The organism is Nioella sediminis, from assembly GCF_001879695.1.
Lineage (GTDB): Bacteria > Pseudomonadota > Alphaproteobacteria > Rhodobacterales > Rhodobacteraceae > Nioella > Nioella sediminis.
This window is the reverse complement of record NZ_MNBL01000037.1, coordinates 15,041-28,556: the sequence shown is the minus strand read 5'-3', so window position 1 is coordinate 28,556 and position 13,516 is coordinate 15,041. Positions and strand designations below refer to the sequence as shown.

Sequence of the window (13,516 nt, the reverse complement as noted above, 5' to 3'; positions counted from 1 at the left end):
TGGTCCTGTTCGCGCGTTTCCTACAGGGCCGGCACCAAAACAGACAAGAGATCCCAAAGGCCCCTCCCGGCCGGCGGGACTGGTGTCGGCCCTGGTCCTGTTCGCGCGTTTCCTGCAGGGCCGACACCACAAAAGACAAGAGATCCGGAGGCCCCTCCCGGCCGATGGAAAAGGTGTCGGTTCTGGTCCTGTTCGCGCGTTTCCTGCAGAACCGACACCTACCTTGTCCCGCGCGGCACCTGTCATGACGCAGTCTCCTTTTTGGAGGTCACAGCAATCTCGCGTGGGCAGACCCATCCGCAGATCCGACGCCGTTGCCCTGGTCATATGCCGACCTTGCCCCGAGGCCGGTTGGTTCGCTTCTGGAGGAGATATTGTCGCATCAGGCTGCAAAACCTATTCCGGCAACTCATCTTTTTTGCAGTGCAGCGGCGATTCTTGATCCACGTCAAAGTTTACAACCGCCCCCGCGCCTAAACACCAGACAAGCCAAGGCAATCCGCACGTAAGGGGACGACTCAGTCATGAGTTCCACAGAACAACCGAAAAAGCTCTACGCCGCCCGTGAACCTGTCTTTCCCAAGCGCGTGAGTGGCAATTTCCGGAACCTCAAGTGGATCATCATGATCGTCACCCTTGGCATCTATTACCTGACGCCCTGGATCCGGTGGGACCGTGGCCCCTCGCTGCCCGATCAGGCGGTGCTGCTGGACCTTGCAAACCGCCGGTTCTTCTTCTTCTGGATCGAAATCTGGCCGCATGAATTCTATTTCGTCGCGGGCCTTCTGATCATGGCCGGTCTTGGCCTGTTCCTGTTTACCTCGGCGCTTGGCCGGGTCTGGTGTGGCTATGCCTGCCCGCAAACCGTGTGGACGGACCTTTTCTATACCGTGGAACGCTGGATCGAAGGCGACCGCAACGCGCGCCTGCGCTTGTGGAAAGCCAAGTGGGACGGCAGGAAGATCCGCCTTCGGGTGTTCAAGTATATCAGCTGGTTCCTGATTGCCGTCGCCACCGGCGGGGCTTGGGTGTTCTACTTCACCGACGCGCCGACCCTGCTGGTTGATCTGGTCACCTTGCAGGCACCCTACGTGGCCTATGTCACAATCGGCATCCTGACCTTCACCACCTTCGTGTTCGGCGGATTCATGCGCGAACAGGTCTGCATCTACATGTGCCCCTGGCCGCGGATTCAGGCAGCGATGATGGATGAAGACTCGCTGACTGTCGCCTATCGTGAATGGCGGGGCGAACCGCGCGGCAAGCACCGCAAGGGCGCGGATGCCGACCAGCTTGGCGACTGCATCGACTGCATGGCCTGCGTCAATGTCTGCCCTGTGGGCATCGACATCCGCGATGGTCAGCAACTGGAATGCATCACCTGCGCGCTGTGTATCGACGCCTGCGACGACATCATGGCCAAGATCGGCAAGCCACGCGGCCTGATCGACTACATGGCCCTGACGGACGAGGCGAATGAGCGGGCCGGTAATGCCAAGAAACCGGTCTGGCAGCATATCTTCCGCCTGCGCACGATCATCTACACCGTGCTGTGGTCCGCAATCGGCATCGGCCTGACCGTGATGCTGTTCATCCGATCCGATATCGACATCACCGTCTCGCCGGTGCGCAATCCGACCTACGTGACCCTGTCGGACGGAACCATCCGCAACACATATGACGTGCGGATCAGAAACATGCAGCACGATGCAACGGACTTCCACATCTCGCTGACTTCGGACGAGATCCTGCGGGTGGAACTGGAGGGCACCGACCTCCTGACCGTGACTGTGCCCGCCGACACCACCCAGTTGCAGCGGGTCTATGTCCTAGCACGCCCGGGTGATCCGGCAGCAAGCCTGGACCGCACCGATTTCCGCCTTTGGGTGGAAGACCAGAGCAGCGGCACGCGGACCTTTGAGGACACCGTGTTCAACGGACGGGAGAACTGACATGAGCGATGCAGACCAACAATCGGGGGGGCGGGAACTGACCGGCCGCAAGGTTCTGATGATCTTCATTGCCGGATTCGGTATCATCATCGGCGTGAACCTGTTCATGGCATTCAATGCAGTCAGCACATTTCCGGGGCTGGAGGTGTCGTCTTCCTACGCGGATAGTCAGGATTTCAATCTGCGACGCGATGCACAGGAGGCGCTTGGCTGGAATGCTTCGGTCGAGGTTGATGCCGAGTCCGGTGTGCTGACCCTGCATCTGGTGGATGACAGCGGCCAGCCGGTCGCGCCTGCGGAATTCGAGGCGCTTCTGACCCGCCCCACCAACCGCGAGGAAGATCAACTGCTGGAACTGACCCGCAACGCCGGGGCCTTTACCGCACCGGTTGAGGTTTCCGAGGGCCGCTGGCGTCTGCGCCTGACCGGCACCGCCCGCGACGGCACCGATTACCGCCACAACATCACCTTCACCGTGCGGGGATAAGCCTGCCATGACTGCCACGTTCGAGCATCCAAGCCCCGCCGTTTGCCCCGCCTGTTCCGTCACCCCGGCGGCAGAGGCGCTGGCGGCGGTGCCGCAGGACGCGCGGCTGATGCTGTCGCTGCCGGGCATCCACTGCGCGGCCTGTATCTCGACGGTGGAAAAGGCGCTGGCCAAGGCACCTGGCGTGCATTCCGCTCGGGTTAACCTGACGCTCAAACGCGCGATGGTCGAGGCCGAAGCAGACGTCACGGCAGAGGATCTCGTGCAGGTGCTGGACCGCGTGGGGTATGAGGCACACGAGCTCGACCCCGGCGTGCTGGCCACGACCGAGGCCGACAGGGCCAGCAAGGACCTGCTGATGCGGCTGGCCGTGGCGGGTTTTGCGATGATGAACGTGATGCTTCTGTCGGTCGCGGTCTGGTCGGGGGCCGAAGGCGTGACCCGAGACATGATGCACTGGATCTCGGCCTTCATCGTACTGCCCGCGATCGTGTTCACCGGCAAGCCCTTCTACGTAAACGCGTGGTCTGCGCTGAAGAACGGGCGGCTCAACATGGATGTGCCGATCACGCTGGCGATCCTGCTGGCCGTGGGCACGTCGCTTTATGAAACTATCCATTCCGGCGAACATGCCTATTTCGACGCGGCGATCTCGCTGACCTTCTTTCTGCTCGCGGGCCGGTATCTGGACTATCGCACCCGCGCCTCGGCCCGCTCTGCCGCACAAGAACTGGCGGCAATGGAAGTGCCCCGCGCGTTGCGGCTGTCGGCAGATGGAGAGACCGAGACCATCGGCGTCGCGGAACTCGTCGTGGGCGACATCGTTCTGGTCAAGCCCGGTGGCCGTGTGCCCGTGGATGGCGTGGTGCGCGACGGCACGTCAGAGATCGACCGCGCGCTGATGACCGGGGAAAGCCTGCCCGCCTTCGCGGGTCCCGGCACCGCTGTATCGGCAGGCGAGGTCAACCTGACCGGGCCGCTGACCGTCGAAGTGACGGCGGCAGGCGAAGACACCGCGCTGCACCGCATCGCTGACCTCGTCGCCATCGCGGAATCGGGGCGCAACAACTACACCTCGCTCGCCGATCAGGCGGCGAAGCTCTATGCGCCCGGCGTCCATATCCTCTCGGCCCTCGCGGCCGTGGGCTGGTATCTCTACACCTTCGACCTGCGTGTGTCGCTGAACATCGCTGCGGCGGTTCTGATCATCACCTGCCCTTGTGCGCTTGGCCTTGCCGTGCCTGCGGTGACCACCGCCGCCTCTGGCCGCCTGTTCCGCAAGGGGATGCTGATCAAGGACGGCACCGCCATGGAGCGGCTTGCCGAGGTCGATACGGTGGTCTTCGACAAGACCGGCACCCTGACCATGGGCGCGCCGCATCCCGTGGGACTGTCCGATCTGCCCGCAAAGGCGCAGGGCGTGGCCCTGGCTCTTGCAACGGTTTCGGGACACCCGCTGGCCGAAGCGCTGGCCCGCGGTCTGCGTGACCTGGGCCGTTTGCCAGAGACACTGAGCGACGTGCGTGAAGTGCCGGGCTATGGCGTCGAGGGCCGCTGGAATGGCAAGACCGTCCGCATTGGCCGCGCCACATGGGTGGGGGCCGAAGCGCCCGATATGACGGCAACGTTCCTTCAGATCGAGGATGAGCCTCCTGTGCCCATCACCTTCACGGATTCCATGCGCCCCGGTGCGAAAGATGCCGTTGAAGGGCTGCGGGCGAACGGTCTGCGCGTGATCCTGATTTCAGGCGACGCCAGAGGCGCGGTGGAACGCTTTGCGGCAGACATCGGCATCGACGAGGTCATGGCCGAAGCGCTGCCCGATCAGAAAGCCGCCCGCGTGGCGGAACTGGCCTCCGGCGGAGCGAAGGTGCTGATGGTGGGGGACGGGTTAAACGACACGGCGGCCCTGACCGCGGCGCATGTCTCGATTTCGCCCGCCTCGGCCCTGGATGCGGCCCGTGTGGCCTCTGATATGGTTCTGCTTGGCAAGGATCTGGCGCCGATTGCCGATGCGTTCGAAACCTCGGTCAAGGCCCGCGCGCGCATCCGCGAGAACTTCTCGATCGCCACGGTCTACAACATCATCGCTGTGCCCTTCGCCATTGCCGGGTTCGCTACCCCTCTGATGGCGGCCTTGGCGATGTCGACAAGCTCGATTACCGTGTCGCTCAATGCGCTGCGCCTGCGCTGATCCGAAAGAAGGCCGCCGATGGATGTTCTCGTGATATTGATCCCCGTGTCCCTGTTCCTGGGTGCGCTTGGGCTGGTCGGGTTTTTCTGGCTGTTGAAGCGGGGGCAGTTCGACGACCCCGAAGGCGACGCCAACCGCATTCTCAGCGGCGACTACGACGACCACCCGAAAGGCTAGGCGCGGGGAAGGTTTTTGCAAAAACCTTCAAAGGATCTTGCAAGATCCTTCCAGCGCCACATGGCAAAGGAATCTCAGGGTCCGTAGGTCGTGCAGGTGATGTTCCGCGACATCAGCCGTGCGCAGGCCCGCTCTGCCTGCTCTTGCCCCATGCCCGCGAATTGCGCCTCGAAGCCGCCGGTGCGTTGCACGACGTTGCGCAATGCCTCGTCAAAGGTGCCCAGTTCCGCCAGCGCGGTCCGCAGCAGCAGCTGTTCGGCGGCAAAGCGCGACGGGTAGCGCCCGAGTGACACACCGTAAAGTCTGCTTCCGCTCGACGAGGCCCGTGTGACGATCTCCTGCACGGGCGGTTCCGGGTCGGGGTCGATAACTGCAAGTTCGATTTCGGTCGAGTCGTAGACTACGATTTCCGGGCGCTGGACAGGCGTCACGCTTGCCAGCAGCGAGTCATCGCTCCCTTGTTCGATCTCTGTCCCCGTCTCCAGCGCCTCGGCCTCGGCCAGGGCCTCGGTGCCCTCGTCATCAATCTCTTCCGGGCGTGGTTCGGGTATGGGGATCTCGCTCAAGTCTTGTTGCGGTGGCTCGGCCAATGCGTCTTCTACCGCGTCTTCGACAGCAGCGATCAGGTCTGGCGAAACCTCAGGAATCTCTTCGGGCTCCGCTAACGGCAGCGGACGGGGCAGCGGCCTCAGGCTGCTTGTCACCAGGCCATTCGGCCGGATCGTATGCCCGGCCCGGCCATCCCCCGGACCATAGGACGGGAGTTCCGGTCGTCGGATCGTGGCATTCGCCGGAGCGCGGGCAAATCCCATGTCCAGCAGCTCCATGATCCGTTCATTCCGGCTGGCTGTGGACCTGCCGCCGAACACCGTCGCGATGATGCGGACATTGCCCCGCTCGGCCGATGCCACGAGATTGTAGCCCGCCGCGCGCGTGTAACCCGTCTTGATCCCGTCCGCCCCGCGATAGGCGTCCAGAAAGCGGCGATTGGTGTTGCGCACGGTGGCAATCCCGGCATCCGCCGTGCGGCGCGAGAACAGGTTGTAATACTGCGGATAATCGAAGAACAGCCGCCGCCCCATCGTGGTCATGTCGCGGGCCGTGGACAGGTGGCCGTCTTCGGTCAGCCCATGCGCATTGCGGAAGGTCGTGCGAGTCATGCCGAGCGCTTCGGCGGTCCGGTTCATTCGCCGGGCAAAGGCCGCCTCCGAGCCGGAGATCGCCTCACCGATCGCGGTGGCCGCATCATTGGCGGATCGCACCGCAGCGGCCCGGATCAGGTAGCGCAGGCGGATCGTGCTGCCTGCCTGCAATCCTAGGCGAGAGGGCGGCTCTGCCGCCGCGTTGCGGGAAATGCGCACCTGCGTATCAAGGGTGATCTCGCCAAGCCGGATCGCCTCGAACGCGATGTAGAGCGTCATCATCTTGGTCAGCGAGGCCGGGTGCAGCCGCGTGTCGGCGTTCCTCGAATGAAGGACTTCACCAGTGCGCGCGTCGATGACCATGGCGGCGTAGGGAGCTGCCTGCGCCGGGGACACCGCGGCCAGGATCGTGCCAAGTAGCACAACAAGACCCGTCAGGGTCGAAAGGAGCGTTCTTCGGATCACGAAACTGCTCTGTCTGCCTCTGTTGCCGTCTGTTGCGGCTTTGGGACGAGACTAGGGGATAATTTCACAAGAATCCATCATTAACCGTGATTTCATTTGAGGTCATTTTGAGGCAATCGACATGTCGGGGCGCGCGACGATCTGGCCGCAATATCTGTGCCGTGGACTCTGGACCTGCGGTGACCGATTGGGCACAGTCCCGCCGACCGCGAAAGGAGACCCCGATGAGCGACCCGTTTGATGCCAGAAAAGCCCGCGCCTCGGCCTGGTTCCGAGAGCTGCGCGACCAGATCGTCGCCGCCTTCGAAGCGCTGGAGGACAGCCAGGCGGAAGGCCCCTTCGCAGGCCAGCCCGCGGGCCGGTTCGAGGTGACAGAAACCAAGCGTGCCTCGGAGGATGGATCGGATGCGGGTGGCGGGTTGATGAGCGTCATGCGCGGCGGGCGCGTGTTCGAGAAGGTGGGCGTGAACGTCTCCACGGTCTATGGCCAGTTGGGCGCGCAGGCGCAGAAGGCCATGGCCGCGCGTGGCGTGCCGGGGATGGAGGATGATCCGCGCTTCTGGGCCTCGGGCATTTCACTGGTGGCGCATATGCAGAACCCGCACACCCCCGCCGTGCACATGAACACACGCATGTTTTGGACGCCGCACGCCTGGTGGTTCGGGGGCGGGTCCGACCTGAACCCCTGCATCGAATATGACGAGGACACGGCCCATTTTCACGCCGTTCAGAAAGCGCATCTCGACCCCCATGGGCCGGGGCTCTACCCCGAGCTCAAGGCCTGGGCGGACGAGTATTTCTTTATCCCGCACAGGGGCCGGGCGCGGGGCGTGGGCGGCATCTTCATGGACGACCGCAACAGCGGCGACTGGGAAGCGGATTTTGCCCTGACGCAGGATATCGGTCGCGCCTTCCTGCCCGCCTTCCTGCCGGTGACAGAGAAGCGCCGCAACACGCCATGGTCGGAGGCCGACAAGGACACGCAGCTGATCCACCGGGGGCTCTATGCGGAATACAACCTTGTGTATGATCGGGGCACCAAGTTCGGGCTGGCCACCGGGCATGACGCGAACGCGGTGCTGATGAGCCTGCCGCCGCTGGCCAAATGGGTGTGATCATGCAGAAAACCGCCATCGTCACCGGGGCTGCGCGCGGCATCGGCCTCGCCACCACGAAGCTGTTCCTGGAAGAAGGCCGCCGCGTCGCGATGATCGACCGGGACGTGCCTGCACTGATGGAGGCCGCGTCTGGGTTGGACAACGTCCTGCTGGTTGTCTGTGACGTGTCGCAGCCCGATCAGGTGACGGCCATGGTGGCAGAGGTGCAAGAGAAGTTTGGCCGGATCGACGCGCTGGTCAACAACGCGGGCGTGGCCGATTTCGGCCCCATCGACGAGACCGATTTCGAGCGCTGGCGCCGGGTGATGGAAACCAATCTCGACGGGGTCTTCCTGTGTTCGCAAGCCTGCGCCCCGGCGCTGAAGGAGGCGAAAGGCAGCATCGTCAATATCGCCTCGATCTCGGGGCTAAGGGCCTCGACCTTGCGCGTGGCCTATGGCACGTCGAAAGCGGGCGTCATGCACCTGACACAGCAGCAGGCGGCGGAGTGGGGCGAATGGGGCGTGCGCGCGAACTGCATCTGCCCCGGCCCGGTGGCGACGAAACTGGCCATGGCGGTGCACACGCAGGACATCATCGACGCCTATCACGACGCGATCCCCTTGAACCGCTATGGCAGCGAGGAGGAGATCGGCAATGTCATCGTGTTCCTGTGTTCCGCCAAGGCGAGCTACGTGACCGGTCAGGTCATTGCCGTCGATGGCGGGTTCCAGTCGACGGGGATCGGACTGCCGTCGCTCCGGGTGTGACACGCGGAAATTGCCTGCCCAATTGTATCGGTACTATCTGGAACGAAGTGCCGATCTATAAAAAACGTGACGAAGGGCAAATTTATGTGTTTTCTGGTCAGTTATCGGAGATGATAATTCTCATGAATTGACGGGAGAGCATCCATGCTTTTTCATCGCAACGGAAATTTACAGAATTCGTCCTCTCGTATGTGGTCATCATACAAGATCGGACTCGACGTTCTCAATCAGCGGCTCAATAAGCTTGAAGATGGCTCGTTTAAGAACGAAGAAATCAACAAGCTTTTGTCCGATCCCGAGGACGGTGTCAGAAGCTGGAAGAATCTATTCAAAGCAAAGCGCCTGCTTGTACAGCATATGGAGCCTGAGCAGATACAGGCCGAGATCGTAAGCAGCCTTGCACAGGCTCGGCTTTGCGGAGTTCCGGAAGTTGAAGATCTGGCGGTCGAGCTCGAAACCTCAAAGGAAGATCCAAAGGCGCAGCGGGCCTATTATGATCAGCTTTTGGACAGCCTGCACTATCGCCACTACCAACGTATGCTGCAGGATGAAACCAGAACGAATACGGCTTTTGCGCTTAATTGGTTCGGGGTCATTGTCGTCTTGGTGACTGCGCTGGCGTTTCTTGTTCTGACACTTGCCAACAAACTGGATATCTTCGCGCATCATAGCTTCCTGCTGGTCATGTGGTTTGGGATGCTTGGGGCCTACCTGTCGCGCATGATTGCTTTTCAGGGGGCATTTCGCCAACTCGACCATTCAAGCTTGAGAATAGATTTTTCTCTTATGTCACTTGGGGTCCGCCTCATCGTGGGAGCGTTGGCCGCACTTATCTTTTATCTGCTTATTCTGGGCGACCTCGTGGGTGGAGAATTCTTTCCGGAATTGGCGGAGGAACCGTTTCTCGTAGATCGAGATATTTTCCGGGAACCGCGGGGTCCGGATGGCGCCGATCAAGTGCTGCTCGAGGATGAGGGCGCTGGCCAGCCTAAGATCGAAGGCGCATCCGGATCTGAGGATCAATTGCTCTCCGAACAGGCCGGCGATGCCATTGCCGAGGCCTCATCTCCTACTCTGCCTGAACCGGTGCCAGACACGAGCGGCGACGCCGGTACCACTGAACGCAACACCAAGATCAATCTCTTCTCTTCCGCTTTCGCAAAGCTGTTGATCTGGGCCACCCTTGCAGGTTTCTCGGAAAGACTCCTGTCCGACAGGTTGCAAGGGATATGGCGGGGAAACCGCCGCGGCGACAATGGTCCAACGTCAGAAATGAGTTAGCGCTTGGGCGTTTGACGCACCGTGTCGATCATCAGTTGCACATTCTCGGGATCTGCATCCGGCGTGATCCCATGGCCGAGGTTGAAGATATGGGGGCCACCCCGGAAGGCCTCTACGATATGGCGGGTCTCATCGACCAGCGCCTGACCGCCCGTCACCATGTGGCCGGGCGCTAGGTTGCCCTGGATGCAACTGTCGGGTTGCAGGTTCTCTGCCGCCCAGGTCGCTGACACCGAGTTGTCAATGGCCAAGCAATCGGCCCCGACTGCCTTGGCGAAGCCGATGTAGTTGTCACCTGCCTCTCGCGGAAAGGCGATGATGGGCAGGCCGGGATGGCGGGCCTTGAGTTCGGTGATGATCCGTTTTGCCGGGGTTAGCGCGTATTTCGCGAAGGCGTCGCCCTTCAGAGACCCGGCCCAGGAATCGAAGAGCTTGATCACCTCTGCCCCGGCCTCGACCTGCATCGAAAGATACTCGATGGTCGACTCCGTCAGCAGGTCGATGAGCGCCTCAAACGTGGCGGTGTCGCCTTCGCGCAGCGCATGGGCCGGGCCCTGATCCGGCGTGCCGCGCCCCGCGATCATATAGGTGGCCACGGTCCAGGGGGCGCCAGCGAAGCCGATCAGCGTCGTCTCGGAGGGCAGTTCCCGCGACAGGATGCGGACGGTTTCATAGACCGGCGCGAGGTGATCGTGGATATCATCCTTGCCCTTCAGGCCGCGCATCCCCTCTGGCCCGGAAATCTTCGACAGGCGTGGACCCTCGCCGGTGACGAACCACAGATCGGCCCCAAGCGCCTGCGGCAGCAGCAGAATATCCGCAAAAAGGATGGCGGCATCGAAGCCATAGCGCCGGATCGGTTGCAGGGTAACCTCGGCGGCGAGATCGGAATTGTAGCACAGCGACAGGAAATCCCCTGCCTCGGCCCGTGTGGCGCGGTATTCCGGCAGGTAGCGGCCCGCCTGCCGCATCATCCAGATGGGGGGCGTGGGCAGCACTTCTCCGGCAAGGGCGCGCAGCAGGGTCTTGGTCATCTTGGGCCTCCGTCACAGTCGGCGCACCCTTTTACGCGCGGCCCCAGGTGTCAAGCAGGTCGCGTTGTCACGGGGGCAATCTGCGGCTAGGAAGGCGGGCATGAATCACATGCTGCCCACCCCCGCCCAACCCCTCAAGATCGGCACGCGCGGCTCGCCGCTGGCGCTGGCCCAGGCCCATGAAACGCGCGACCGTCTGGCCGCTGCCTTCGATCTGCCGCAAGAGGCATTCGAAATCGTGGTGATCAAGACGACCGGCGACAACCGGGCGCTCATCGACGCGGACAAGCCGCTGAAAGAACTGGGCGGCAAGGGGCTGTTCACCAAGGAAATCGAAGAGGCGATGCTGGCAGGCGCCATCGACATCGCGGTTCATTCGATGAAGGATATGCCGGTGCTGCAACCGGCGGGGCTGGTGCTGGACTGCTACCTTCCGCGAGAGGACGTGCGCGATGCCTTCGTGTCGCTCAACTGCGCCGGGCTGGCGGACCTTCCCGAAGGTGCCGTTGTCGGATCCTCCTCGCTGCGCCGCCGGGCACAGCTGCGCGCGCGCCGCCCCGATCTGAAGGTGGTGGAGTTCCGGGGCAATGTGCAAACCCGGATGAAGAAGCTTGGCGATGGCGTGGCCGATGCAACCTTCCTGGCAATGGCCGGGCTGCGCAGGCTTGGTATGGCCGATGTCGCCAAGGCTCCGATCGCGGTCGAGGATATGCTGCCCGCCGTGGCGCAAGGGGCCATCGGGATCGAACGGCGCGGGGATGACAGCCGCGCCGCAGACATGCTTGCCGCGATCCATGATCGCGAAACCGGTCAGCGGCTCGCGGCCGAGCGGGCTTTCCTCGGCGGGCTCGACGGGTCTTGCGAAACGCCCATTGCCGGCCTCGCAGAGCTGAACGGTTCCACCCTGCGCCTGCGCGGCGAAATCCTGCGCCCCGACGGGTCGGAGGTACTGTCGGATGACATCACCGCTCCGGTTGAAGACGGGGCCGCTGCGGGCAAGGACATGGCTACCCGCCTGCGCGACCGGGCCGGTCCCGGTTTCTTCGACTGGATCGCTTGAGCCCGCCTTCGCTTTCATCTTGGCCCAAATACCTCGGGGGGGTCGCGAAGCGACGGGGGCAGAGCCCCCGGAAACGCTCTTGCAAGAGCGTTTTACGTCCCGCATCGGGACAGAACGAAGCGACGCAGGGCGCATGAGGCAACGCCGGGGAAACCCGCCCCTCAGACCGCGCGGCCAAGCTCATGCCTCAGGGAATGACCTTGCCGGGATTGAGGATGCCATTGGGGTCAAGCGCTGCCTTGATCCGGACCATCACCGCCAGCGCAACCGGGTCCTTGTGCGCCGCCATGGCGGACCGCTTCAGAACTCCCACCCCGTGTTCGGCCGAGAATGACCCGCCAAGCGCGATGACCTCCTCCTCCACGGCGCGCGAGATGGCCTTCATCAGCGCTTGATCCGGCGATGAGGGCCAGCCTGCGAAATGCAGGTTGCCGTCGCCCAGATGCGCGACGTTCAGGAAGTCCATGCCGGGGTCCAACGCCCGCGCGCGGCGTTCGATCCGCTCCAGCAGCTCCTGCATCAGGTCGGGCCGCACGGCCACGTCATTGTCGACGAAGGGCAGCTTCAACAGCGCCAGTTCCGCCGCCGCCTCGCGACGCGCCCACATCTCGGCCCGCTGCGCCTCGTTCTGGGCCACAACCGCATCGAGGACGCCTCCGGCTTCCATCGCGGCCACCAGAACGGTCTCCAGATGCGCGGCGATCGGCACGACGCCGTCGGCTCCCGGCAGGGCATCGCGGTCGGAAACCGCGCCCACCTCCACCAGCACATTGACCTCGTGCCGGTCTGCAAAGGGCAGGCGGGCGTCAGGATAGCGGGTCTTGAATGCGTCCAGATAGGCACCGGGCATGTATTCGAACGCCTCTACCGCGCCGCCGGTCTCGGCCTGCAACGCATGCAGCAGGCTTATCGCGTCGTCGATCGTGGCCGTCGCGACCATGGCGGTCGCATAGGCGCGCGGCTTGGGAAACAGCTTTACCACGGCGGCCGTGATGATGCCCAAAGTGCCCTCGGCCCCGATCACCAGATCGCGAAGGTCATAGCCGGAGTTGTCCTTGTGAAGCGCGCTCATCAGGTCCATCACCTCGCCCGTGGGTGTCACCACTTCGACGCCCAGGCAAAGCGCGCGGGCATTGCCGTAGCGCAGGACATTCGATCCGCCGGCATTGGTGGACAGCGCGCCCCCCAGCATCGCCGACCCGCGCGCGCCGAAAAACAGGGGAAAGATCAGGCCCTGCGCCTCTACCGCCGCATGCAGGTCAGACAGGATGACTCCGGCCTCCGCCACCGCGATCCGGGCTTCGGGGCGAATGTCCCGAATGCGGTTCATCCTGTCCATCGACAGCATGATCGCACCCTCGGCGAAGGTGCCGCCTGCCATGCCGGTATTGCCGGACACCGGCACCACGGGCACACGCAAGTCATTTGCAAGCCGCACGATGGCGGCCACCTCTTCGGCGCAGTCGGGCCGCGCGACGGCCAGCGGCGTCCAGCTTTCCTCGCCGCTCCAGTCGCTGGACCAGCGTGCCATATCCGTGCCGGTGACCAGCTTGCCGGGGCCGAGGATCTGCTCCAGTTGGGCGAGGATGTGATCGTGTTCCATGATCGGGACGTTGCGGCCATTCCGTCGCCCGTGCAAGGGGGTGGATGAACGGGAAGAGGAGTTTCCGCCCCGTATCCCGAAATGGGCGATTTTCTGGCTTGACGCCATCCCGAGGCTGTCATACCTAGCCCCCCGTTCGGCGGTGTAGCTCAGTTGGTTAGAGCAGCGGAATCATAATCCGCGTGTCCGGGGTTCAAGTCCCTGCACCGCCACCATCTTCCCCCATCTCCAGATCAAAGCTTCAGGCGCGGAGT

11 protein-coding genes and 1 tRNA gene are annotated in these 13,516 nt (G+C 63.1%); 9 read left to right on the top strand and 3 right to left on the bottom strand.

Annotation, left to right across the window (positions count from 1 at the left end; genetic code table 11):
* The first annotated feature begins 524 nt into the window (after window positions 1–524).
* Genes ccoG through ccoS form a run of 4 tightly spaced genes read left to right on the top strand, consistent with a single transcriptional unit; the run spans window position 525 to window position 4,810 of the window.
* Window positions 525–1,952: a cytochrome c oxidase accessory protein CcoG gene (gene ccoG, locus BKY26_RS04675; RefSeq protein ID WP_071689243.1), complete on the top strand. Its 1,428-nt coding sequence runs from the start codon at window positions 525–527 to the stop codon at window positions 1,950–1,952.
* A gap of 1 nt (window position 1,953) precedes the next feature.
* Window positions 1,954–2,439: a FixH family protein gene (locus BKY26_RS04670; protein ID WP_071689242.1), complete on the top strand. Its 486-nt coding sequence runs from the start codon at window positions 1,954–1,956 to the stop codon at window positions 2,437–2,439.
* 7 nt (window positions 2,440–2,446) lie between these two features.
* Window positions 2,447–4,633 (top strand): heavy metal translocating P-type ATPase, encoded by a 2,187-nt coding sequence (locus BKY26_RS04665; protein WP_071689241.1) that lies wholly within the window; start codon window positions 2,447–2,449, stop codon window positions 4,631–4,633.
* Between the two features lie 18 nt (window positions 4,634–4,651).
* Entirely contained in the window at window positions 4,652–4,810 is a 159-nt protein-coding gene (ccoS, locus tag BKY26_RS04660; RefSeq protein ID WP_071689240.1) for a cbb3-type cytochrome oxidase assembly protein CcoS, read from the top strand.
* A 74-nt stretch (window positions 4,811–4,884) separates the two neighbouring features.
* Here ccoS and BKY26_RS04655 read toward each other — a convergent pair whose 3' ends face one another.
* Window positions 4,885–6,417, bottom strand: a complete 1,533-nt coding sequence (locus tag BKY26_RS04655; protein WP_071689239.1) for a D-alanyl-D-alanine carboxypeptidase family protein — start codon at window positions 6,415–6,417, stop codon at window positions 4,885–4,887.
* Window positions 6,418–6,641: 224 nt separating this feature from the next.
* Here BKY26_RS04655 and hemF point away from each other — a divergent pair, with 224 nt between their 5' ends.
* From hemF to BKY26_RS04640, 3 genes are all read left to right on the top strand, one after another.
* Window positions 6,642–7,532: an oxygen-dependent coproporphyrinogen oxidase gene (gene hemF, locus BKY26_RS04650; RefSeq protein ID WP_083431318.1), complete on the top strand. Its 891-nt coding sequence runs from the start codon at window positions 6,642–6,644 to the stop codon at window positions 7,530–7,532.
* A gap of 2 nt (window positions 7,533–7,534) precedes the next feature.
* Window positions 7,535–8,284 (top strand): SDR family NAD(P)-dependent oxidoreductase, encoded by a 750-nt coding sequence (locus BKY26_RS04645; RefSeq protein WP_071689244.1) that lies wholly within the window; start codon window positions 7,535–7,537, stop codon window positions 8,282–8,284.
* Between the two features lie 144 nt (window positions 8,285–8,428).
* Window positions 8,429–9,565, top strand: a complete 1,137-nt coding sequence (locus BKY26_RS04640) for a hypothetical protein (protein WP_131541768.1) — start codon at window positions 8,429–8,431, stop codon at window positions 9,563–9,565.
* Here the strand turns inward: BKY26_RS04640 and hemE are convergent.
* A complete protein-coding gene (gene hemE / locus BKY26_RS04635) occupies window positions 9,562–10,599 on the bottom strand; it encodes a uroporphyrinogen decarboxylase (RefSeq protein WP_071689236.1) in 1,038 nt (345 codons plus the stop codon). The two genes, BKY26_RS04640 and hemE, sit on opposite strands and share 4 nt — an antisense overlap.
* A gap of 100 nt (window positions 10,600–10,699) precedes the next feature.
* Here hemE and hemC point away from each other — a divergent pair, with 100 nt between their 5' ends.
* Window positions 10,700–11,659 (top strand): hydroxymethylbilane synthase, encoded by a 960-nt coding sequence (gene hemC / locus BKY26_RS04630; RefSeq protein WP_083431317.1) that lies wholly within the window; start codon window positions 10,700–10,702, stop codon window positions 11,657–11,659.
* Window positions 11,660–11,846: 187 nt separating this feature from the next.
* Here the strand turns inward: hemC and BKY26_RS04625 are convergent, their stop codons facing one another.
* Window positions 11,847–13,262, bottom strand: coding sequence for an FAD-binding oxidoreductase (locus BKY26_RS04625; RefSeq protein ID WP_071689234.1), 1,416 nt, complete (start codon window positions 13,260–13,262; stop codon window positions 11,847–11,849).
* A gap of 138 nt (window positions 13,263–13,400) precedes the next feature.
* Between BKY26_RS04625 and BKY26_RS04620 the strand changes: the two genes are divergently transcribed.
* Window positions 13,401–13,477, top strand: a tRNA-Met gene (locus BKY26_RS04620).
* Window positions 13,478–13,516 lie beyond the last annotated feature (39 nt).

Coding starts and splice junctions, on each gene's coding strand:
- ccoG (WP_071689243.1), top strand. CDS start 525: ATGAGTTCCACAGAACAACCGAAAAAGCTCTACGCCGCCCGTGAACCT.
- BKY26_RS04670 (WP_071689242.1), top strand. CDS start 1,954: ATGAGCGATGCAGACCAACAATCGGGGGGGCGGGAACTGACCGGCCGC.
- BKY26_RS04665 (WP_071689241.1), top strand. CDS start 2,447: ATGACTGCCACGTTCGAGCATCCAAGCCCCGCCGTTTGCCCCGCCTGT.
- ccoS (WP_071689240.1), top strand. CDS start 4,652: ATGGATGTTCTCGTGATATTGATCCCCGTGTCCCTGTTCCTGGGTGCG.
- hemF (WP_083431318.1), top strand. CDS start 6,642: ATGAGCGACCCGTTTGATGCCAGAAAAGCCCGCGCCTCGGCCTGGTTC.
- BKY26_RS04645 (WP_071689244.1), top strand. CDS start 7,535: ATGCAGAAAACCGCCATCGTCACCGGGGCTGCGCGCGGCATCGGCCTC.
- BKY26_RS04640 (WP_131541768.1), top strand. CDS start 8,429: ATGCTTTTTCATCGCAACGGAAATTTACAGAATTCGTCCTCTCGTATG.
- hemE (WP_071689236.1), bottom strand. CDS start 10,599: ATGACCAAGACCCTGCTGCGCGCCCTTGCCGGAGAAGTGCTGCCCACG.
- hemC (WP_083431317.1), top strand. CDS start 10,700: ATGAATCACATGCTGCCCACCCCCGCCCAACCCCTCAAGATCGGCACG.
- BKY26_RS04625 (WP_071689234.1), bottom strand. CDS start 13,262: ATGGAACACGATCACATCCTCGCCCAACTGGAGCAGATCCTCGGCCCC.